The organism is Streptomyces sp. NPDC050997, assembly GCF_040660135.1.
Classification (GTDB): domain Bacteria; phylum Actinomycetota; class Actinomycetes; order Streptomycetales; family Streptomycetaceae; genus Streptomyces.
Genome location: NZ_JBFAGK010000038.1, coordinates 1 through 22,071, shown reverse-complemented (window position 1 = coordinate 22,071; position 22,071 = coordinate 1). Strand labels below are relative to the sequence as shown.

18 protein-coding genes and 1 pseudogene are annotated in these 22,071 nt (G+C 70.4%); 6 read left to right on the top strand and 13 right to left on the bottom strand.

Features of this window, described 5'->3' with window-relative positions; translation table 11 throughout:
* Positions 1-80 precede the first annotated feature (80 nt).
* A complete protein-coding gene (locus AB0H86_RS42715; protein WP_362451514.1) occupies positions 81-929 on the bottom strand; it encodes a helix-turn-helix transcriptional regulator in 849 nt (282 codons plus the stop codon).
* Between the two features lie 30 nt (positions 930-959).
* Positions 960-1,706 (bottom strand): DUF6879 family protein, encoded by a 747-nt coding sequence (locus AB0H86_RS42710; protein WP_362451511.1) that lies wholly within the window; start codon positions 1,704-1,706, stop codon positions 960-962.
* Positions 1,707-2,093: 387 nt separating this feature from the next.
* On the opposite strand from AB0H86_RS42710, the gene AB0H86_RS42705 reads away from it, so the two are divergent.
* A complete protein-coding gene (locus AB0H86_RS42705) occupies positions 2,094-2,321 on the top strand; it encodes a hypothetical protein (protein WP_362451509.1) in 228 nt (75 codons plus the stop codon).
* Between the two features lie 438 nt (positions 2,322-2,759).
* On the opposite strand, the pseudogene AB0H86_RS42700 reads toward AB0H86_RS42705, so the two are convergent.
* Positions 2,760-3,274, bottom strand: a pseudogene (locus tag AB0H86_RS42700) (hypothetical protein).
* Between the two features lie 139 nt (positions 3,275-3,413).
* On the opposite strand from AB0H86_RS42700, the gene AB0H86_RS42695 reads away from it, so the two are divergent.
* Entirely contained in the window at positions 3,414-4,385 is a 972-nt protein-coding gene (locus tag AB0H86_RS42695; protein WP_362451507.1) for a pseudouridine synthase, read from the top strand.
* On the opposite strand, the gene AB0H86_RS42690 is transcribed toward AB0H86_RS42695, so the two are convergent.
* From AB0H86_RS42690 to AB0H86_RS42665, 6 genes are all read right to left on the bottom strand, one after another.
* Positions 4,379-5,896: a cytochrome P450 gene (locus AB0H86_RS42690; RefSeq protein WP_362451505.1), complete on the bottom strand. Its 1,518-nt coding sequence runs from the start codon at positions 5,894-5,896 to the stop codon at positions 4,379-4,381. The genes AB0H86_RS42695 and AB0H86_RS42690 overlap by 7 nt on opposite strands.
* Positions 5,897-6,017: 121 nt before the next feature.
* Complete coding sequence (locus tag AB0H86_RS42685) at positions 6,018-6,638, bottom strand: ATP/GTP-binding protein (protein ID WP_362451503.1); 621 nt, start codon at positions 6,636-6,638, stop codon at positions 6,018-6,020.
* A complete protein-coding gene (locus AB0H86_RS42680; protein WP_362451501.1) occupies positions 6,619-7,104 on the bottom strand; it encodes a DUF742 domain-containing protein in 486 nt (161 codons plus the stop codon). The genes AB0H86_RS42685 and AB0H86_RS42680 overlap by 20 nt, the downstream gene beginning before the upstream one ends.
* On the bottom strand, positions 7,101-7,508 hold the full coding sequence (locus AB0H86_RS42675; RefSeq protein WP_362451499.1) for a roadblock/LC7 domain-containing protein: 408 nt from the start codon (positions 7,506-7,508) through the stop codon (positions 7,101-7,103). The genes AB0H86_RS42680 and AB0H86_RS42675 overlap by 4 nt, the downstream gene beginning before the upstream one ends.
* Positions 7,505-9,100 (bottom strand): ATP-binding protein, encoded by a 1,596-nt coding sequence (locus AB0H86_RS42670; RefSeq protein WP_362451497.1) that lies wholly within the window; start codon positions 9,098-9,100, stop codon positions 7,505-7,507. Before AB0H86_RS42670 ends, AB0H86_RS42675 begins: the two co-directional genes overlap by 4 nt.
* Positions 9,101-9,416: 316 nt before the next feature.
* Positions 9,417-10,052 (bottom strand): TetR/AcrR family transcriptional regulator, encoded by a 636-nt coding sequence (locus AB0H86_RS42665; RefSeq protein WP_362451495.1) that lies wholly within the window; start codon positions 10,050-10,052, stop codon positions 9,417-9,419.
* 188 nt (positions 10,053-10,240) lie between these two features.
* On the opposite strand from AB0H86_RS42665, the gene AB0H86_RS42660 reads away from it, so the two are divergent.
* Genes AB0H86_RS42660 through atzF form a run of 4 tightly spaced genes read left to right on the top strand, consistent with a single transcriptional unit; the run spans position 10,241 to position 17,032 of the window.
* On the top strand, positions 10,241-11,065 hold the full coding sequence (locus tag AB0H86_RS42660) for an urea amidolyase associated protein UAAP1 (RefSeq protein WP_362451493.1): 825 nt from the start codon (positions 10,241-10,243) through the stop codon (positions 11,063-11,065).
* Complete coding sequence (locus tag AB0H86_RS42655) at positions 11,062-11,721, top strand: urea amidolyase associated protein UAAP2 (RefSeq protein WP_362451492.1); 660 nt, start codon at positions 11,062-11,064, stop codon at positions 11,719-11,721. Before AB0H86_RS42660 ends, AB0H86_RS42655 begins: the two co-directional genes overlap by 4 nt.
* Positions 11,718-15,365 carry a biotin carboxylase N-terminal domain-containing protein gene (locus AB0H86_RS42650; RefSeq protein ID WP_362451490.1) on the top strand — a complete coding sequence of 1,216 codons (3,648 nt, stop codon included), beginning with the start codon at positions 11,718-11,720 and terminating at the stop codon, positions 15,363-15,365. Before AB0H86_RS42655 ends, AB0H86_RS42650 begins: the two co-directional genes overlap by 4 nt.
* Positions 15,366-15,379: 14 nt before the next feature.
* Entirely contained in the window at positions 15,380-17,032 is a 1,653-nt protein-coding gene (atzF, locus tag AB0H86_RS42645) for an allophanate hydrolase (RefSeq protein ID WP_362451488.1), read from the top strand.
* A 106-nt stretch (positions 17,033-17,138) separates the two neighbouring features.
* Here atzF and AB0H86_RS42640 read toward each other — a convergent pair whose 3' ends face one another.
* The 4 genes from AB0H86_RS42640 to AB0H86_RS42625 all read right to left on the bottom strand — a co-directional run bounded on the left by AB0H86_RS42640 (position 17,139) and on the right by AB0H86_RS42625 (position 21,862).
* Positions 17,139-19,946, bottom strand: a complete 2,808-nt coding sequence (locus AB0H86_RS42640) for a DEAD/DEAH box helicase (protein ID WP_362451486.1) — start codon at positions 19,944-19,946, stop codon at positions 17,139-17,141.
* 175 nt (positions 19,947-20,121) lie between these two features.
* Positions 20,122-21,021, bottom strand: a complete 900-nt coding sequence (gene tatC / locus AB0H86_RS42635; RefSeq protein ID WP_362451552.1) for a twin-arginine translocase subunit TatC — start codon at positions 21,019-21,021, stop codon at positions 20,122-20,124.
* A 92-nt stretch (positions 21,022-21,113) separates the two neighbouring features.
* A complete protein-coding gene (gene tatA, locus AB0H86_RS42630) occupies positions 21,114-21,404 on the bottom strand; it encodes a Sec-independent protein translocase subunit TatA (protein WP_362451484.1) in 291 nt (96 codons plus the stop codon).
* A 263-nt stretch (positions 21,405-21,667) separates the two neighbouring features.
* Positions 21,668-21,862, bottom strand: a complete 195-nt coding sequence (locus tag AB0H86_RS42625) for a hypothetical protein (RefSeq protein ID WP_362451482.1) — start codon at positions 21,860-21,862, stop codon at positions 21,668-21,670.
* Between the last annotated feature and the right edge of the window lie 209 nt (positions 21,863-22,071).

Below are 22,071 nucleotides of genomic sequence, written 5' to 3'. Positions count from 1 at the left end.
ACCAGGTCGACCGCCGCATCGGCCGCCCCTTGCCGTCGGTGACGAGCAGGCGAGCCTACGCAGGTGCCCTCTATCTGACCCTAAATGCTCACAGCCTGCCGCGCCCGGCTGATCACACGCTGGGCGTCGATCCCGTAGACAGCCGACTGGTTGAAGTTCTCCCAGACGCGTGAGTACAGCGCGATCGTGACCCGGTCGTCCAGCCACAGCTCGGCGTGCCAGTCCTCGACGATCACCAGACGCTCATCGAAGATCCAGAACGGATTCGCGGGCGGAAGCGTCAGGGCGGCCTCGTACGGCACGATCCCGAGGTGGACGGTGTCCATGCCCACGACGCCCAGGAGACGGTCCAGCTGGGCGGCCAGGACCGCAGGAGGGCACACCTGGGCACGCAGTGCGCCCTCCCACATCAGCAGATGCAGCCGCTTGCCCGGCCGGTACAGCCATTCCTGCCGCTTCATGCGGGTCCGGACGGCGTCCTCCGCGTCCCTGGGCGAGTTCTGGAGTGCCGCGTAGCTCTCGAACACGTGCCTGGCGTAGTCGGCATTTTGCAACATGCCGTTGACGGCGTTGTTCTCCCACACGGTCAGGGTGCTGGAGTCGTCGACCAGCGTGTTCCACGTCTCCTGCACCGGACGGTGCCCGGCCGTGAGCTGCCGCCGCCATGACCGGATGTGGCTCTCGAAGCCCTTCAACCGGCCGTGCAGTTCTTGGAACACCTCGTGCTGCCCTGTGGCGTCCGCCCATGCCCGGAGATCTTCGACTGTGGGGGTCTGCCTGCCGTTCTCCAGCTTGCTGATCTTCGACTGCGTCCAGCCGAGCTGCTCTGCCAGATACGTACCGGTGAGACGGCCGTGAGGGCTCTCGACACGGAGTTCCCGGAGCCGACGCCCCAGATCCTCGCGTGCCTTCTGATAGTCCGTACTCACCGGTGCCCGACCCGACCTGGGTTCCGTTCCCTACTCGCCCAGCCCCGCCGCGAACTCCTCGTACGGCACCGCGTGATGCCAGGCGGCATCCCGGACCATGGAGCAGCGCACCACCTCTGAGGGTTCTGTGATCAGCTCCACGTCCACGAGCTGGTCGTCGTCATCGAACCGCAGGAGAGCCACGAGCCGGCTGTCGAACAACCAGAAGTCATCGGCGGGGAGTTGGAGCCGTTCTGCGTCGGAGCGCCACAGGATGCGGATGTCCTCGCCCAGGGCGCTGTTCCGCTTCGCGTTGTCGAGCAGGTAGAGCTGCCCCGTGGTCGGCGGCTGGTCCACGATCCGTACCCGCTCGACCCGCTTACCCTGTGCGGTCTGCGAGCGGATCAGCTCGCAGTACGGGTCATTGGAATCCCACGCGGCAGCGCCGGTCTCCGTGAACTGCCGGTAGGTGTCTGTCTCCTCGTCACTGGCGTAGCGCCGCCTCGTCTCCAGCCGCCACGCCGTGTGCTTGAACGTCCGGAACAGGTCCTCAAACTCGTCCAGGCCGATGATCCTTGCCTGACGGGTGGTGTCTTTCGGCGTCCAGTCCACCAGCACCTCACGGGGAACGGCCACGGCTACCTCGCCCTCCGACAGGTGCTGGAGCTGGGCGACGTCTTCTGGGTCGGTGAGCGGCGGGCCGTGAACGATTACCTCCCGGCTGTCCAGGTCCTCGTGCACGGACGGGCACCCGGTACCCCCGCTTCCCGTGCCGTTGAAGCGCAGCCTGCGTGCCATGCGGTCACCTCTCGTGTCGCTCGTGAAGCCCTGGCCGGACAAGCGTGTCTGCGGCTGCACGGGAATGTCGAGGGATTTCGGTCTGCCGCGTGAGAATAACGGAGAATATCGCCGTCCTCGCCCAACTCCAGCTTCCTACGGTCGTATCCGAAGTCACACGACTCAGGGAGACACGATGGCAGCCACGCGCCACAAGACGACCCAGGAACCGCCGGTAGAACTTCCTGTCGGCTTCAACGCATGGCTGTTGGACTGCGTACCGGCCTCCGGCTGCAGGGTGTGCGCCGCGAACTGGAGACACCTCAACGCCGCCAAGGATGACGGGGACATCACCAGGGCTGTGAGGCATGCCACCGAAGTCCGCGATCATGCCTCGGGAGTGCACTGATGACGATGGACATGCAGACCTACCGGGACGGCCGAAAGGCGGCCACTGACGCGGCGGAGGCGATCCGGGAGGCCCTGGCTGGGCTCGGCTTCCCCGAAAGTGTCTGGGGCAGCGTGCGCCCGATGGTGACCCACAGCGGCAAGCCGTACGTACACCTGGGAATGGTGCGTGCTGACGCAGCTGATCGCATGGCGAAGGCAATGCAGCCTGCGAGCCCTCCGCCGTAACTCGCTTGCGTGTCCTCTCCGTTGTCAGTAGTAGATGGCCCGGCTTCCGCACAACTTGTGCGGCGAGGACAGCACGACGAAGGAAGAGGTCCAGAAGTTCGTGACCGACTTCCTGAAGCATCTAGTCGGCTGACCTGACGACGTGCACCAGTCGCTCTAGCACAACGAGTGCACGTGAGAGCGAAAATCACTGCGAAGCAGTGAGAAACGACGAGATGAGTTTTCGCTTCTCAAACGGCACGCCACAGCATCGCCCATGGCCAGCGAGGCGCATGCGCACTGGTACTTCCAGTGGTTCACCGTGCTGTTCCTCCTGCTCACCCTGGGCGCAGGTGCCGGATACCGGGCGTGGCGGGCATCGCGAGGACGCTCCGCTTCGGCAGGTCGATGAGTCGTCCCGGCCGCGCATCGAGGCGGCGGGGAGGGGCCGCGCGGGCCTCACAGCCTGCCGAATACCACCCCGCGCCAGGTCCAGCCCGATTTGAGGACGGTGTCCCGCAGGGGTTACGCAGTTCCGAGCTGTCGAAGCGGAAAGTCTCCGTCGCTCCGAGTCGGCCGTTCTCGTCGCGTTGGATCCTCAAGTGGCGGGTCACGGTCCGGTCCGGCCCGCGCGAGTACGCCCCTGCGGTCTTGAGCCTCGGCGGATTCCCGACTCGGGTGACCTCCCAACTCTCCTCAAGGGCGCGCACCTCATGGCCCTTCTGGACCAGGCGCAGCCCTATCCGGACGGCGCGGGTCAGCTGGGACTCCACGAAGAGGGTCTGCCAGGCGGGCTCCGCCATCCGCCACTGAGCCACCAGGTCCGCGGCGTCCCCCGCGGCGCCTTCGCGGATGACGTACGGGACATCGGGCCGGTTGAGCCCGAGCAGGGCTGTCCGCACCTCCTCGGCTGAGACCGGTGCGACACCGTCGGCGGGATACGTGGTTCCGGTCAGCTTGTCGAAGAGCCCCATCGCGTCAACGTATGAGCGGGCGGGTCGCCGGGCAAGATCTGCCCCTTGCGCCGGCCGTCCGGCGAGGAGCCGCGGGGTGGGGAGCCGGCCAGGGCGGAGTGGGTGGCGGCCCGCCGTCGGCCTCGTACGCTTGATCCCGATGAGACGAAAGACCCGGATCCCGCCCTCTCCCCTGCCGCAGCGCGAAGGGGTGGATCCGGTGCGGGTGCGGCTGCCCGTCGAAGGGTCCTGGGCCACAGTGCGCGAGCATCTGGTGGAGCGGCTCGCGGCCGAGGCCGGGGTCGTCGAAGAGATGTTCGACACGGGCCGGGTCGTCGGGGCGGACGGGCGGGCGGTGGCCGCCGACGCGGCGTACGTGCCGGGCATGTTCGTGTGGTTCCACCGGGAGCTGCGCGCCGAGGTGCCGGGGCCGTTCCCGGTGGAGATCGTGCACCGGGACGAGCACATCGTCGTCGCCGACAAGCCGCACTTCCTGGCCACCACCCCGCGCGGCAGCCATGTCACCCAGACCGCGCTCGCCCGACTGCGCCGGGAACTGGACCTCCCCGCGCTCGGCGCCGCGCACCGGCTGGACCGGCTCACCGCGGGGCTCGTGCTGTTCACCGTACGGCCCGAGGAACGGGGCGCCTACCAGTCGCTGTTCCGCGACCGGCTGGTGCGCAAGGAGTACGAGGCCGTCGCTCCGTACGCTCCCGGGCTCGCCCTGCCCCGCACCGTGCGCAGCCGGATCGTGAAGGAGCGCGGGGTGCTCGCCGCCTACGAGGTGCCCGGCGAGCCGAACGCGATCAGCCGCGTCGAACTCGCCGAGCGGGCGGACAGCCATATCGGCGGCGGCGAGCACGGGCTCGCCCGGTACCGGCTGGTCCCCGCCACCGGGCAGACCCATCAGCTGCGGGTCCACATGAACACGCTCGGCGTGCCGATCCTCGGGGACCCGCTCTACCCGGTGGTGGCCGACCCCGAGCCGGCCGGTGTCTTCCGGCGACCGCTCCAACTACTGGCGCGGGTCCTGGAGTTCACCGACCCGGTCACGGGGGTCGAGCACCGGTTCCGGAGCGGACGGGTCCTGGAGGCCTGGACGTCGTACGACGGTTGGGCCGCCGGTCAGTAGCCGCGCCACCAGCGCAGGAACCGGCGCAAGGCTCCCTGCGGGCGGACCGGTTCGGGCGTCGGTGCGGGCCGCGGCGGGGCCGCGGCCGGCTGCGGTGCCGACCGCGATGCCGACCGCGGGGTCGGGAGCGTCGACTCCGCCGCGGGTGCCGGCGCGGGCTCCGGATGGTGGGTGCCGACCTGCCACGTGTTGCGCTGCGACGGAAGAGGCAGGCCCGGCTTGACCAGCACGTCCTGCGGCGGCTTCGGCGCGAACCGCGACGGAAGTTCCACCAGGTGGCGTGAGGACATCGACTCCGTCCAGGACAACTCGTCCTCGTCACAGTCGAGTTCGACGTCCGGCAGCCGCATCAGCAGCGCGTCCACGCCGGTGTCGGCGATGGCGCGGCCGATGTCCTGACCGGGGCACTCGTGCGGCCCGCCGCCGAAGGCGAGGTGGGAGCGGTTGCCCTGCATATGGGCGCCCAGGTCGGGACGCACCCGGGGGTCGACGTTGCCCGGCGCGATACCCAGGAGCAGCCCGTCGCCCCTGCGGACGCGCCGGCCGCCCAACTCCGTGTCCTGCTTGGCGAAGTAGGCGAAGATCGTGCTGAACGGCGGCTCGTCCCACAGGGACTGCTCGACCGCCTCCGGCACCGTCATCTGGCCGCCGCTGAGCCGGGCCCGGAAACGCGGGTCGGTGAGCACCATGCGCAGCACGTTGGCGAGGAGGTTGGCGGTGGCCTCGTAGGCGGCGATCAGCACCAGCCGCAGGTGTTCGCGGACCTCGTCGTCGGAGAGTCGCGCCGGGTGGGTGATGAGGTAGCTGGTGAAGTCCTCCTCGGGCCGGGCGCGACGGCGTGCGGTGAGCCGGCCGAGGGCGTCCATGATGTACGCGTTGCTGGCGATCGCGGTCTCGGTGCCCCGGAGCATGTCGCGGGCGGCCTGCACGATGCGCTCGTTGTACTCGTCGGGCATGCCGAGGATCTCGCACATCACGGCCATCGGCAGATGCTCGGCGAACTGACTGACCAGATCGGCCGTGCCCTCCTCGCAGAACCGGTTGACCAGGCGCTGGGTGTGGCGGTTGATGTGCCGTCGGATCCCGCGGGGGTCGATGGTCGAGATGGCGCCGTTGACCGCGCCGCGCAGCCTGAGGTGTTCGTCGCCCTCGACGTGCGAGGCGATGGGCTGCCAGGCGATGTGCGGCATCAGCGGGTGGTCGGGCTTGACCACCCCGTCCAGGAGCGGGGTCCAGATGCGGCTGTCCCGGCAGAACTGGGAGGGCGTACGCACCATGTGCAGGTTCTCGGCGTGGCCGAGCACCACCCACATCGGCACGTCGTCGTGGAGCAGCACCGGTGCCACCGGGCCGTGCTCGTCCCGGAGTTGCTCGTACAGGGCGCTGAGGTTCTCCGCCTCGGGGCCGTAGAGCCGGCGCAGCCCTCCGGGGCCGCGGCCGTGGGCGGGGCAGCCGGGCGGCGGGGCGAGGCCGGGGTCCGTACCGGCCGGCGAGTGGGATTCAGGCGTCACGGTGATCGCTCCGAAGTGGATCCGGTGTCTGTGTCTGTGTGGGAGGGCGGGGGCGGGGTTGGAGCTCGGGCTCGGGGGCCGGGGGCGGTCCGCGGCAGGCCGGTGGGGGCGGGTACGGCGGTCACTTCAGTGCGCCGGACGTCGCGAGGGAGTGCAGGAAACGCATGAGGGTCATCAGGGTGTCCCGGCTGGAGGCGCGGCGGCGTGCGTCGCACTCGACGATGGGGATGTCCTCGCTCAGGTCGAGCGCGGTGCGCAGTTCCTCGACGGGGTAACGGGGCCCGTCCGGGAAGGTGTTGACGGCGACCACGAACGGCACACCGCGTTCCTCCAGGCGCCCCATGACGTCGAAGCTGACCTCGAGCCGACGGGTGTCGATCAGCACGACCGCGCCGAGCGCCCCCTCGAACAGGCCGTTCCACAGGAACCAGAAGCGTTCCTGCCCGGGGGTTCCGAAGAGGTACAGCACGAGCTGTTCGGTGATGCTGATGCGGCCGAAGTCCATCGCCACGGTGGTGGCCGTCTTGGTCTCGGAGCCGTAGTTGTCGTCGACCCCGACGCCGGCCTGCGTCATGGTCTCCTCGGTGGTCAGCGGTTTGATCTCGCTGACCGAGCCGACCATGGTGGTCTTGCCGACCCCGAAGCCGCCCACGATGACGATCTTCACCGCCGCCTGGGCGGTGTGCGGAAGGTGGTCCTCGGTTCGTGGACCTGTGATGGTGTCAGAGCTTTTGAAGTCCATGCATCACCGCTTCGAGAAGGGATCGGTCGGCCGACGCCTGACGGATGATCGGGGCGCGCGCCGTCACCAGTTCGACGGTCAGCAACTCGCTGACCAGCACGGTCACCACGCTGAACGGCAGGTTCAGATAGGCCGACAACTCGGCCACGGACAGCGGGGCCGTGCACAGCCGCAGCAGCGCCGCCTGCTCGGGCGTGGCGGAGGGCGGTGGGTCTGCGCTCGCCACGATCAACGTGACCAGGTCGAGGTCGGTGCGGACGACGCCGTCCGGTCCGGTGATCACGTAGAGCCGCTCGGGGTTCTTCTTCTCCCCCTCGGGCGGCTGCTGTTCGTCCGGCGGATGCGTCGGATCGGGGTCCGGCCGGGAGTGCTCGGGGTCCGGCCGGGAGTGCGGCTCGGAATCCGGCCCCGCATACGGCTCGGATTCCTGCTTGGGGTATCGCCGTCGGCGTTGCGGAGGAGTCATACGGTCTGCCCGTTGCGCCTCGGCGGGCTGGTGAGATGCGCGCCGATCCGGATGACCAGGTCACTCATGCGGGCACTCATGTAGCCGGGTTCGGCGCGGACGTCGGACAGCACCGCGAGATAGGCGTTGGGGCCCGCGGCCATCAGGTAGAAGTAGCCGCCGTTGATCTCGATGAGGACCATCTTCATCTCGCCCTCGCTGCCCGGAATCTCCTGGGCGACGGCACCGGCCAGGCTCTGCAGGCCCGCGCAGGCCGCGGCGACCCGGTCGGCGGTGTCCGGGTCGCCGCCGTGGCGGGCGATGCGCAGACCGTCGGCGGAGAGCACCACGATCATCTGGATACCCGGTACGCCTTTGGCGAGGTCCTGGAGCATCCAGTCGAAGTTGCCTCGCTGCTGGATCACTTGAGGTCCCCCTCGTCGTCGGCCTCGACGTGGGCCGGTTCGTTGGTCGGCTGGGTGACTGCGGTGGAAGCCGGGCGCTTGAGTCCGTCGAAGAACGCCTGGACCCACAGGCCCGGCGGGGGCTCGGGCGCCTTCTCCACGGGCTCGGGTTCGGGCTCGCGCTTCACGGTCGACCAGATGGTCGGCCGGCCCTCCCGTTCGGCCTGCTCGATGGCTGCCTGCTCGGCGTACCGCTGGGTGAGGGAGGTCTTGACCCGGCTGCGGCGCTGCGGCAGTCCGCCCGCGGTCCACTCGGTGACCTCGGGGACGTCGTCCTCCATGGAGACCGGAGTGACGAACTTGGGGCTGGTGGGGCGGCGCGTCTTGATCGTGCGCTTGGGACCGGGAAGGGCGCCGAGTTCGGGCTGCGGCACGGCTGTGGCGCCGATGCCGTGGGCGAGTCCGACCCCCGGCTCGGTGGTGAGCATGTCGCTCGGCACGACGAGGATGGCGCGGACCCCGCCGTACGCGGAGGCGCGCAGCGAGACCTGCATGTCGTACGTCCGGCAGAGCCGGCCGACCACGGCGAGTCCCAGACGGGGTGCCTCTCCGAGGTCCTGCAGGTCGACGCCCGCCATGGCACGCTCCAGCATGCCCTCGGCGCGGGCGCGGGCCTCCTCGCTCAGGCTGACGCCGGCGTCCTCGATCTCGATGCAGACACCGGTCTGCACCTCGGTGGCCGTGACGTGCACCTTGGTCTGCGGCGGCGAGTAGCGGGTGGCGTTGTCGAGGAGTTCGGCCGCCGCGTGGATGACGGGTTCGACGGCGGTGCCCTTGACGTTGACCTTGGCGATGGAGGACAGGTCGATGCGCCCGTACTCGAGGATCCGGGACATGGCGCCGCGCAGCACGCTGTACAGCGCGACGGGCTCGGGCCACTGGCGGCCGGGGCGGCCGCCGCCGAGGACCGAGATGGAGTCGGCGAGCCGGCCGATCAGCGCGGTGCCGTGGTCGATGCGCAGCAGGTCGTTGAAGACCTCGGGGTTGCGGCCGTGGTCCTCCTCCATCTCCCGGAGTTCGTTGGCCTGCTGGTGGACGATCGCCTGGACGCGGCGGGCGATGTTGACGAAGGAGCGCTGCGCGGCGTCGCGCATGACGTCCTCGGTGTCGACGACGTCGAGCAGCTTCTTGAGCAACGCCAGCTGCGCTTCGGGAAGTTCGCGCCACGCGGGTTCGTAGTCACCGAGGTGGCGAATCACCTCTCCGGGGGTATTCCCGCCGCGCATCAGCTTGAGCGCGGTCGGCAGGATCTCCTTGGCGAGGCGGGTCATCTCCTGGTCGTGGGCGGCGACCCGTTGTTCCAGATACGCGCTGTGACGGGCGTGTTCCGCGCGCTGGTCACGCAGAGTTCGGCCGCGGCGGATCGCTTCGGCCGCCGTTGCGATCACCAGCAGCGTGGCGACGGCGCCGCACCAGCCGACAGCCGTCCGGGCCGGGGCCGTCACCAGTGCGACGGCGGCCCCGGTCGCCGCGGCCATCGCTATGCCGGGCAGCAACAACACGCGCGTGTACGGGAGTTCACGGCGACCGGGAGGAGTTTGAACACTCACCATGTGGGCCCTCTGAAACAGATCGGCGGGGTGTAGGGGGAGCTCGCAGGGGGGAACGTCATGGGTATGTCTGGATCTTCGGTGTGTTTGGGAACAAGCGCACGAATACACCTCAACTTGGTGCGCTGCGGGCGAGCTTAGTCCGACCGGGTCATCGCCATGTCATATTCAGCGAGCACCTGAAACGGGGTGCGCGAGGGGGGTACGCTCGGCCCCATTTACACGCTGCCGCTCCATTCGCACACGGTGCGTCACGATGTACAGGCATACGAAAAGACTCACCGTGACGAGTGAAGTGCCCGGGCCGCAGCTCGCCGGGTCAGACCCCGGCGATACGCAGGGCCGCGTCCGCCGTCGCCTCCGCGAACACCGAAACGGACCGCTCGGGGTCGGAGCGATGGACGAGGATGACGCCCTCGATGAGCCCGAACACCAGGTCCGTACGGAGGTCGAGCGCGCTCTTGGCGAGCGTGCCGCCGGCCACTGTCGCGGCGATCAACTGCCGGTAGGCGTCCTTGAGTTCGGCGCGCACGGCATGGAAACCGGCGAACCGCTCGGCGCGCACCTCGGGCAGCAGATAAAGACCGCCGAGGTTGTGCGACCCCCCGCAGAGCACCTCCACGTCCCCCCGGCACAGCTCCCAGAGCCGGTCCTCGGCCGGGGCGGTGTCGTCGGCGAGGAGCTCACGGGCGTATGCCAGCGAGGGCGTGACGGTGGACTCCAGGAGCTGGGCGAGCAGCTCCTCCTTGCCGGAGACGTAGTGGTACATGGACGCCTGGCGCATGCCGGCGCGCTCGGCGACGGCCCTGGTGGAGGTGGCGCCGTAGCCGAGGGTGGTGAACAACTCCGCGGCGGCCGCGAGGAGTTCGGCACGCGGCTCCAGCCCGCTGTCCGGCCGCTGCGCGACTCGCGGCCGGCCGACCCGTCGGCCCGGTTGTGCATCCGCTGTCCCCATACGTCGATCCTCGCACACCACCCCTCTCGGCGATCTTCGTGAGGGCCAGGTAACCGAGCGGCAACGCGGCGGCAACGCCGGTGACGCGCCTCACGCCTAATTTCTGTCGAGCGACAGAAATAGGGGCCGGCGACACCAGGCCCCGCGGCAGGACAAAAGACCACACCCCCGGAGCCGGAGGTCCCGCGATGGCGACAACGACCACTTACGGAGCCCGCGCCCATGCGCGTGCCCAGGAGGGCACCCGCACCGAGGCGATGCCCGTCGTCCCGGCCGGGGACTGGCCTGCCCCGCCCTGCGAGGCCGGCCACCTGGTGTGGGCCGAGACCGTCGCGGGCGGCAACTACACGCACCGGGTCCTGGCCCGCGGCACCGAGCTGCGCCTGACCGACCTGCGCGGCGACGCCTGCGCCCACCTGCTCCTGTACGCCGCCGACCGGCCCTGGGAGCGGCTGAACGTCGCCGACACGGTGAAGGTCCAGTGGAACGCGTACCTGGGCGAGGGGCGGCTGCTGCTGTCCGACCAGGGCCGGGTCCTCGCCTCGGTGGTCGCCGACACCTCCGGCCGGCACGACGCGCTGTGCGGCACCTCCACACTCGTCCGCAACACCGAACGCTACGGCGACGGCACCCCGCAGAGCCCCTCCCCGGCGGGCCGCGAGCTGTTCAAGCTGGCGGCCGCCAAGAACGGCCTGGAGCCCCGCGACCTGCCACCGTCGCTCTCCCTCTTCCAGGGCGTGGAGGTACGTGAGGACGGCACTCTCGACTTCACCGGCTCGGCCGGTCCCGGCGCGAGCGTGACCCTGCGCACCGAGCAGGACGTCACCGTACTGATCGCGAACGTGCCGCACCCGGCCGATCCACGCCCCGAGTACGTCAGCACCCCGCTGGAGGTGCTCGCCTGGCGCGCCGAGGCGACCGGGCCTGGCGATCCCCTGTGGGACGCCGGTCCCGAGAGCCGCCGCGCCTTCCTCAACACCACCGAATTCCTCGCCTCGAGGGGGCTCGCATGAGCACGCGCCCACAGCCGCACACCCACCCGCACCCGCACCCGCACCTGAAAGCGCGCACCGCCGTCGTGGCGGCGCGCGCCGCCTGGTCGTCCGTCGTCCGTGCCGGTGAGACGCTCACCATCACCGACCTGCACGGCAACCAGGCCGTCGACTTCCTCGTCTACGACGCCCACGACACGTCGGTTCGCTACAGCGCCCCCGACACGATCCACGCACAGGGCGCCGTCTTCCTGACCACGGGCAGCGTGCTGATGTCCAACGAACACACCCCGCTGATGACGCTGGTCGCCGACGAGGTGGGCCGCCACGACACGGTCGGCGGAGCCTGCTCCAAGGAGTCGAACACCCTGCGCTACGGCCATCACACCTGGTCGCAGCACGCTTGCGTGGACAACTTCCTCGCCGAGGGCGCCAGGTACGGGCTCGGCAAGCGCGACCTCGTCTCCAACATCAACTGGTACATGAACGTGCCGGTCGAGAAGGACGGCACCCTCGGCATCGTCGACGGCATCTCGGCACCGGGGCTGACCCTGACCCTGCGCGCCGAACGCGATGTCCTGGTGCTGGTCTCCAACTGCCCCCAGATCAACAACCCCTGCAACGGCTTCGAACCGACGGCGGTGGAGATGACGATCACCGAGGCGGGCGCGGCATGACCTTCGACACGCTGCTGGTCGCCAACCGGGGAGAGATCGCGGTCCGGATCATCCGCACGGCCCGCGAACTCGGCCTGCGCACGGTCGCCGTGTACTCCGACCCGGACCGCCGCGCACCCCATGTCCGGCTCGCCGACGAGGCGGTACGGCTCGGCCCGGCGCCCGCGAAGGAGTCGTACCTCGACGCCGACCTGGTGCTGCGGGCGGCGAAGGACACCGGCGCGGGCGCGATCCATCCCGGCTACGGATTCCTGTCCGAGGACGCGTCCTTCGCGCGCCGCTGCGAGGACGCCGGGATCGTGTTCGTCGGCCCGACGCCGGAGCAGTTGGAGCTGTTCGGCGCCAAGCACACGGCCCGGGCCGCCGCCGAGGCCGCCGGAGTGCCGCTCGCTCCCGGCACGGGGCTGCTGGGCTCCCTCGACGAGGCCCTCGACCGGGCCGAGGTCATCGGCTACCCCGTCATGCTCAAGGCGACCGGCGGAGGCGGCGGTATCGGTATGTCGGCCTGTCGCTCCGCCGACGAACTCGCCGACGCCTGGGAGCGGGTGCAGCGCGTCGCCGCCGCTTCCTTCTCGTCCGCCGGTGTCTTCCTGGAACGCCTGGTCGAGCACGCCCGCCATGTCGAGGTGCAGGTCTTCGGCGACGGCGACGGCCGGGTGGTCACCTTCGGCGACCGTGACTGTTCCCTCCAGCGCCGCAACCAGAAGGTCCTGGAGGAGGCCCCGGCCCCAGGACTGCCGTCGCACACCCGTGAACGACTCGCCGCGGCCGCCCGCGACCTGTGCGCGTCGATCGGCTACCGCTCCGCCGGTACCGTCGAGTTCGTCTACGACGCCGCCCGCGAGGAGGCGTACTTCCTGGAGGTCAACACCCGGCTCCAGGTCGAGCATCCGGTCACCGAGGAGATCTACGGCGTCGATCTGGTCGCCTGGATGCTCCGCCTGGCACGCGGCGAGAAGGACGTCGTGCGCGAGCCGGGCACACCCCGCGGCCACGCCGTCGAGGCCCGCCTCTACGCCGAGGACCCCTCTCGTGAACACCGCCCCGGGGCAGGCCTGTTGACCCGGGTGGAGTTCCCTGCGGGCGTCCGCGTCGACGGCTGGGTGGAGACGGGCACCGAGGTGACGACGTCGTACGACCCGATGCTCGCGAAGGTCATCGCGTACGGCCCCGACCGGGCGCAGGCGTTGCGGCGGCTGGACGAGGCCCTGGCCCGCACCCGCGTGGACGGCATCGAGACGAACCTGGGCCTGGTGCGGGCGGCGCTCACGGACCGGAACTTCCGCGAGGCCACGCACTCCACGGCGACCCTGGCCGGGGTGAGCGACCCGACCCCGCGCATCGAGGTGGTCTCGGGCGGCACCCTGACCACCGTGCAGGACTGGCCGGGCCGCACCGGGTACTGGCAGGTCGGCGTTCCACCGTGCGGTCCGATGGACGACCGGTCCTTCCGGCTCGGCAACCGGGCACTCGGCAACGACGAGGGCGCGCCGGGGCTCGAATGCACCCTCCAGGGCCCGGTGTTGAGGTTCACGCACCCCACCACCGTGTGTGTGACGGGCGCGCCCGCCACCGTCACCGTGGACGGTACGCCCCTCGCGCGGTGGGAGCCGCTGACGGTGCCCGCGGGGGCCGTACTCGAGGTCGGCGCGCCCCTTGAGCACGGCCTGCGGACCTATGTGCTGTTCGCCGGTGGCCTCGACGTACCCGCCTTCCTCGGCAGCGCGAGCACCTTCACCCTGGGCCGCTTCGGCGGACACGGCGGCCGGGCACTGCGCACGGGCGACGTCCTGCACGCCGGGACACCGACCGCGGACGGGTCGACGAACACGGGCGTGACGGCGACCGCGGACGGGCCGACGACCGCAGACGGGCCGACGACCACGGGCGGCAACCCGGTGGCCGGGCGCGGTAACCCGGCCACCGCGGGCGGCAACCTGTCGGCCGAGAGCGGCCCGGTGCCGCTCGAAGACCGCCCCGACTTCACCGCCGTATGGCACGTCGGCGCCGTCGAGGGCCCGCACGCCGCGCCGGAGTTCTTCACCGAGGACGACATCCACGACTTCTACGCCGCCGACTGGAAGGTCCACTTCAACTCGGCCCGTACCGGTGTCCGCCTGGTCGGCCCGAAGCCGCGCTGGGCCCGCGCCGACGGCGGCGAGGCGGGCCTGCACCCGTCCAACATCCACGACACCCCGTACTCGGTCGGTGCCGTCGACTACACGGGCGACATGCCGGTGCTGCTCGGCCCGGACGGCCCGTCGCTCGGCGGCTTCGTCTGCCCGGCGACGGTGCTCAGCACCGAGCGCTGGAAGCTGGGCCAGCTGCGCCCCGGCGACACGGTGCGCTTCGTGCCGGTGGACGTGTCGGGCGGCCCCCGCGCGGCGATCGTGGACGGCGGCATCCTGGCCCGGGACGGCGATGTGACCTACCGCCGCAGCGGCGACGACAACCTGCTCGTCGAGTTCGGCCCGATGCAGCTCGATCTGGCCCTGCGCATGCGTGTCCACGCCCTGATGGAGAGCGTGGCCGCGCGGGGCCCGGAGGGGATCACCGACCTCACCCCGGGCATCCGCTCGCTCCAGATCCAGGCCGACCCACGGCGTCTGACGCAGCAGGAACTCCTGGCCGCGGTACGGGAGATCACCGCGTCCCTCCCCCCGAGCGACGAACTCGTCGTCCCCTCCCGCACGGTCCACCTCCCCCTCTCCTGGGACGACCCGGCGACCCGCGAGGCGATCGCCCGCTATATGGCGGGCGTCCGCGACGACGCGCCCTGGTGCCCGTGGAACATCGAGTTCATCCGCCGCGTGAACGGCCTGGAGTCGGTGGACGACGTGTACCGCACGGTCTTCGACGCCGAGTACCTCGTACTGGGCCTGGGCGACGTGTATCTGGGTGCCCCCGTGGCCACCCCGCTGGATCCCCGCCACCGTCTGGTGACGACCAAGTACAACCCGGCACGTACCTGGACGGCGGAGAACTCCGTCGGCATCGGCGGGGCGTATCTGTGCGTGTACGGCATGGAGGGCCCCGGCGGCTACCAGTTCGTGGGCCGGACGACCCAGGTGTGGTCGGGCTGGCAGCAGCGCGGCGCGTTCGAGCCGGGTTCACCCTGGCTGCTGCGCTTCTTCGACCGGATCAAGTGGTATCCGGTCGACGCGGACGAGCTTCTCGACCTGCGCGCCGACATCACGTCCGGCCGCTTCGTGCCCCGCATCGAGGAGGGCACGTTCTCCCTGGCCGAGTACCAGGCGTTTCTCGCCGAGAACGCCGGGTCGGTCGCCGAGTTCAGGTCCCGGCAGCAGACCGCGTTCGCCGCGGAGCGGGACGCGTGGGAGGCGGCGGGCGAGTTCACCCGGGCGCAGGCGGCGGCCGCACCGGCCGCTCCCCCGGCCGAGGTCACCGTCCCGCCCGGCGGGCACCTCGTCGAGGCGGAGTTCGCCGCCTCCGTCTGGCAGGTGAACATCGCGCCCGGCGACGCGGTGACGGCCGGTCAGCCGCTGCTCGCCCTGGAGGCGATGAAGATGGAGTCCCGGGTGCACGCGCCGATGGACGGCGTGGTGGCGGAGGTCCTGGCCCGGCCCGGGGACCAGGTGGAGGCGGGCACGGCACTGGTCGTCCTGGTCCCGGCCGCGAAGTGAAAGAGGAACAAGGAATGTCCAGCACTCTCTTGCGCGTCCGCGCCGCCTACGCCCGCGTCGAGGCCGTGGACCGGCCCGAGATCTGGATCGACCTGCGCCCGCGGGCGGAGGTCGAGGCGGAGGCCCGGAAGATCGACGAGCTCGTCGCCGCAGGCGTTCGACTTCCCCTCGCCGGACGCCTGTTCGCCGCCAAGGGAAACATCGACGTGGCCGGCCTGCCCACCACCGCGGGCTGCCCGTCGTACGCCTACCGGCCCGATGCCGACGCGCCGGTCGTCGCCCGCCTCCGCGCGGCGGGCGCCATCGTCGTGGGCACCACGAACCTGGACCAGTTCGCGACCGGGCTGGTCGGCACCCGCTCCCCGCACGGCGCCGTACGGGGCGCGCACGACCCGGCCAGGATCAGCGGCGGCTCCAGCTCCGGCTCGGCCGTCGCGGTGGCCCTCGGCATCGTCGACTTCGCGCTGGGCACCGACACCGCGGGCTCGGGCCGTATCCCGGCCGCCTTCAACGGCATCGTCGGCCTCAAGCCCACCCGGGGCCTGGTCCCGACCACGGGCGTGGTCCCGGCCTGCGCCTCCCTGGACTGCGTGACGGTCTTCGCGCGCACGCTTCCCGAGGCCGAGCAGTCCCTGGCCCACATGGCGTCCCCGCCGGGCCGCGACCTCACCCCGCTCCCCCAGCGGGCCCCGGGCCCCTGGCGCGTCGCCGTCCCGGCGCGGGAACAGCTCGGCGAGCTGGACGAGGGCTGGGCGGAGGCCTACGAGGCGGCGGTGGACCAGCTCGTCGCCGCGGGCGCCTCGGTTCGGGAGCTCGACCTCAGCCCCTTCACGGAGGCCGCGGCGATGCTCTACCAGGGCGCGTTCGTGGCCGAGCGCTACACAGCCGTAGGCGACTTTGTCGACAAAGCGCTGGCCGCGAACGACCCGTCCCTCGATCCCACCGTCGCCGGCATCATCACCCGCGCCCGGGACATTCCCGCCCACCGGCTCTTCGCCGACACCGATCATCTGGCCGTCCTGCGCACCCGGGCGCTGGCCGAACTCGCCGACGCGGACGCCCTGTTGCTCCCCACCGCCCCCGGCCACCCGACGCTCGCCGAGGTGGCCGCCGACCCCCTGGGCGCCAACGCCCGCCTGGGCCGCTTCACCAACTCCACCAACCTCTTCGACCTGGCCGCGGTGGCCGTCCCGGCGGGCGAGACAAACGGCCTCCCCTTCGGCGTGATGCTGATCGGCCCGGCGTTCACCGACGAACGCCTGGCCACGATCGCCCGGCTGCTCCAGCCTGAGACCCGACTGGCGGTGGTGGGGGCACACCTGTCGGGCCAGCCCCTCAACCCACAACTACTGTCCTTGGGCGCCCGCCTGGACCGCACGACCACGACGGCCCCGGTCTACCGCCTGCACGCCCTGCGAACCGCCCCGCCGAAGCCGGGTCTGGTCCACGTGGGCGAGAGCGGCGCGGCAATCGAGACGGAGGTGTGGCGCCTCCCGGCGGAGGGCCTGGGCCGCCTACTGGCGGCACTCCCGCGCCCGATGGCGCTGGGCAGAGTGGAACTGGCGGACGGCACCAGCGTGCCGGGTTTTCTGTGCGAGCCAGGCGCCCTGACGGACGCAGAGGACATCACGCAGTACGGCAGCTGGCGAGCGTACCGGAACCGTTGAACTGACGTGGCCCCCAACTCCTAAGGGGCGCGGGGCTGTATCAATGTGCGGCTCCGCCGCGTGGGCGCGACCAGCCACAGCGCACCCGCACCCGCCACCCAACCCGTCAGCCCACGGAAGAGTAGGCCACAACCCCCCGCAGCAACCCGTCAACCGCCTTACGCGCAGCCTTCGCCACAGTCGACCCCTCCGCGGCGGACGCCGCCGAGATCTGCCCCAGCACATCGATCACCTGCTTGCACCACCGCACAAAGTCCCCCGCCGGCATCTCCGCCTCACGCAGCACCTCGTCGAGCCCCTTGCCGGACGCCCACATGTACGCGGCCCAGGCGAATCCGAGATCGGGCTCGCGCTGCCCCACGCCCTCGCTCTGGGTGATCCGGAACTCCTCCTCCATGGCGTCCAGGCGCCCCCAGATCCGCACCATCTCCCCGAGCGCGGCCTTGGCCTTGCCCGACGGCAGCTTCGGCGTCATCGCGTCGTCGCCGGCCCGCGACTCGTACACCAACGCGGAGACACACGCGGCGAGTTCGGCCGGGCCGAGCCCTTCCCACACGCCCGCGCGCAGGCATTCGCTGGACAGCAGGTCGAGCTCGCCGTACAGCCGGGCGAGCCGCTTGCCGTGCTCGGTGACCTCGTCACCGCGCAGGTAGTCCAGCTCGGTCAGCAGCGCGACGATGCGGTCAAACGTACGGGCGATGGTGTTCGTGCGGCCCTCGATGCGCCGCTCCAGCTGTGAGGTGTCCCGCAGCAGCCGGTGGTAACGCTCGGCCCAACGGGCATGGTCCTCACGATCGTTGCAGCCATGGCAGGGGTGCGCCCGGATGTCCGTACGCAGCCGGGCGATCTCCCGGTCGTCGGCGGCCTGGGCGCGCTTCTTGCGGGCCCGCTCCGGCGGGATGTGCCCGGCCTTGGTGCGCAGCGCCGAGGCGAGGTCCCGACGGGACTGCGGTGAGCGCGGGTTGAAGGACTTCGGGATCCGCATCCGCTCCAGCGGCTCGACGGGCACCGGGAAGTCCATCGACGCGAGCCGCTTGACCTGCCGCTCGGCGGTCAGCACCAGCGGGCGCGGACCGTCGTGGTGCTCGAAGCCCCGGTGGCCGTTGGACCGTCCGGCCGGCAGCCCCGGGTCCAGCACCAGCGCGAGGCCCGCGTACTTGCCGGTCGGGACATGGATGACGTCACCCGGCTTGAGCTTCTCCAGCGCCACGGCGGCCTCGGCGCGCCGCTGGCTGGCGCCCTGCTTGGCCAGCTCGGTCTCGCGGTCCTTGAGTTCGCGGCGCAGTCGCGCGTACTCCTCGAAGTCGCCGAGGTGGCAGGTCATGGAGTCCTTGTAGCCCTCCAGCCCCTCCTCGTTGCGCTGCACCTGCCGGGAGATCCCGACGACCGACTTGTCGGCCTGGAACTGCGCGAAGGACGTCTCCAGGAGCTCGCGCGAGCGGTGCCGGCCGAACTGTTCGACAAGGTTGACCGCCATGTTGTACGACGGCTTGAAGCTGGAGCGCAAAGGATAGGTACGGGTGCCGGCCAGTCCCGCCAGGTGGTCGGGGCTCGTCCCGCGCTGCCACAGCACGACCGCGTGGCCCTCGATGTCGATGCCACGCCGGCCCGCACGCCCCGTCAACTGCGTGTACTCGCCCGGTGTGATGTCGGCGTGCTGCTCGCCGTTCCACTTGACGAGCTTCTCCAACACCACGGACCGGGCGGGCATGTTGATGCCCAGCGCGAGTGTCTCGGTAGCGAACACGGCCTTCACCAGGCCGCGTACGAACAGTTCCTCGACGACTTCCTTGAAGGTCGGCAGCATGCCCGCGTGGTGGGCCGCGATACCGCGCTCCAGGCCTTCCAGGAACTCGTAGTACCCGAGGACGTGCAGGTCCTCGCTGGGGATGGCGGCCGTGCGCTCCTCGACCAGGGCACGCACCCTCTCCCGCGCCTCGTCGTCGTTGAGCCGAAGGCCCGCGTACAGGCACTGCTGTACGGCGGCCTCGCAGGCGGCGCGGCTGAAGATGAACGTGATGGCGGGAAGCAGGCCCTCGGCGTCCAGCCGTTCGATCACCTCGGGCCGGCCAGGTGTCCAGATCCGCGAGCGCTGTCGGCGATCGCGCTCCCGGTCGGCCTCGCGCATGGCGCGGCCCCGCCTGCGGTCCTGGTACGACGGACGCTGCGCCTCCATGCGGGCCAGCCGCGTGAGGTCGGGGTTGACGGCCTTCTTCTGGCCCTCGCCCTCCTCGAACAGGTCGTACATGCGCCGCCCGGCGAGCACATGCTGGAACAGCGGCACGGGCCGGTGTTCGGAGACGATCACCTCGGTGTGGCCGCGGACCGTGTCGAGCCAGTCGCCGAACTCCTCGGCGTTCGACACGGTGGCCGACAGCGAGACGAGGGTGACCGACTCGGGGAGGTGGATGATCACTTCCTCCCATACGGCGCCACGGAAGCGGTCGGAGAGGTAGTGCACCTCGTCCATCACCACGTAACCGAGGCCGAGCAGGGTCTGCGAGCCCGCGTACAGCATGTTGCGCAGTACCTCGGTGGTCATCACGACCACCGGGGCGTCGGAGTTGACGCTGTTGTCGCCGGTGAGCAGGCCCACCTTGTCCGCGCCGTACCGGCGGCAGAGGTCGGCGTACTTCTGGTTCGACAGCGCCTTGATGGGTGTCGTGTAGAAGCACTTCTTGCCCTGCTGGAGGGCGAGGTGGACGGCGAACTCGCCGACGATCGTCTTGCCGGATCCGGTGGGCGCGGCCACCAGGACGCCCTTCCCCTCTTCGAGTGCCTGACAGGACTCGATCTGGAAGGGGTCGAGGCCGAAGTCGTACATCTCGCGGAAGTCGGCGAGCGCGGTGGCCTGCTCGGCAGCGCGCCTACGTGCTGCCGTATACCGCTCGGCCGGTGAGAGGTCCTCTGTCATCGTGCTTTCGAGCGTACCGGGCCCCACTGACAACGGACGATCATTATCCGGATCCGGACCGCCGGCGGGGCCGTACTCCCGCTCTGTGAACGCACCGCTACCGCGCGTACACGCGCACGGAAGGGGCCGGACGGATATTCCGTCCGGCCCTGTCGTTACGGCCCCGCAGTCCGGCTCAGGTGACGTCGTCGTAGCCGTTGACCACCGCGGTGCCCTCGGCGCTGCCACTCGCCTGGTGCGGCAGTGCCTTCGAGGCGGACACGGATTCGATCTCGCCGATGCCCTCCGGCGTGAGGTCGAGCTGCGAGGCCTCGTCGTCGTCCAGTTCGGCGTCCGGGTTGGCGCGTCTGCGTCGCCGGTCGTTCAGCAGGGAGACACCGACCGCCATGAAGTACAGGACCACGATCGGTCCGGCGAGCGCGATCATGCCGAAGGGGTCGGTGGTCGGGGTCGCGACGGCGCCGAAGACGAAGACGCCCATGACCACACCGCGCCACCAGCCGGCCATCCGGCGTCCGGTCACCATGCCGCTGAAGTTGAGCATGACGAGCAGCAGGGGCAGCTCGAAGGCGGCGCCGAAGACCAGGATCATCCGGACGATGAAGTCCAGGATCTTGTCCATCGGCAGGATGTTCGCCGAGCCGTCGGGCGTGATCCCGAGGAGCACGCGCATGCTGATCGGCAGGACCGTGTAGGCCAGCGCGGCACCGCCCAGGAAGAGCGGTACGGCCGCGGACACGAACCAGTACGTGTACTTCCGCTCGTGCCGGTGCAGCCCCGGCGCGACGAACGCCCAGAGCTGATAGAGCCAGACCGGACTCGAGATGATGATGCCCGCCATGAAACAGACCTTCACCGTGGTGGTGAAGGGTGACAGCAGGTCGGTGTACGCGATGACCGCGCAGGTACCGCCCGTGGACTCGCCCAGTCCGCTGGTGCAACGCGGGACGGGGTCCATCAGGAAGTTCATCAGCTCCTGGCTGTAGAAGGCGACCACCACGGACACGACCGTGATCGCCAACATGCCCTTCGCGAGCCGGTTGCGGAGCTCACGAAGGTGCTCCCCGAGAGGCATCCGCCCCTCGGGATCCTTCTCCTTCTTGCGGGCAGACTTCAGCAACCCACGTTCCCATCTCGTGCGGCGGGCCGGAGGTCACCGGCCCTGCGTCAGCGCTTGGTCGTGTCCGTCGGCTCGGCGACCGGGCGGGAGCTGGTCACGTCGCCGGGAGCTGCCTGGATGGTGCGCTGGACCGGGGGCTGCTGGTCGTCGTTCGGCGGAGCCGCCGGAGCGGACGCATTGTCCTGGCCCTCGGTCTTCATCGCCTTGGCCTCGCTCTTGAGGATGCGGGCCGACTTACCGAGGGAGCGCGCCATGTCGGGAAGCTTCTTGGCGCCGAACAGCAGGATGACGACGACGAGGATGAGAATGATCTCGGGGGCGCCGAGCCTTCCGAACATAAGTCTTTACCTTCTCACCGAGGCGGCTTGGGTGGGGATGCTGTCCGACCGGTCGGACATGTGTCCTATCAATCGTGCTTGGCAGCGATCGTAACGCTCAGGGGTAAACGCCTGGCAATCCCCGCGCGTAATCCCGGTCCGCGATCCGGGCCTCGTTCTCCGGTCCGCGATCAGCAGCGTACCTGCCGACCCCGTCAAGGTGACAGGGCGAAGTGGCCCAAAGCGCATCACACCCGCAACTCACAGGGAACGCTCTGGGTCACTCACAGTGAGTCGACAGCGCGGGCCGCGCTCAGGGAGGCCCGCTCCAGGTCCTCGGCGGCGCGGTTGATACGCCGGGCGGAGTCCGTGACCTGCCTGCCCAGACGCTGCGCCTCCAGAAACACCCGGACCGCGAACACCCCGAGAACGGCGAGACCCAGAAAACCCACAGCTACCGCGAACATCGGCCAGAACATGAGCCGAGCCTAGACCGTCCGGCACGACGGCCGACGCCCAAGGGCGCGCACCGGTCCGCCCCGGAGGGAGCCGCAGGAGGGAGCCGCTGGAGGCAGCCGCCAGAGGAAGCCACCAGGGCCTGTCGTTTGGATCAGGCCGCAGGAAAGCAGCGGTGCTTCCTGGCCGACCTGAGCGGGGTGTGGTGCGTGCAGCTGCAAGGCGGAGGAGG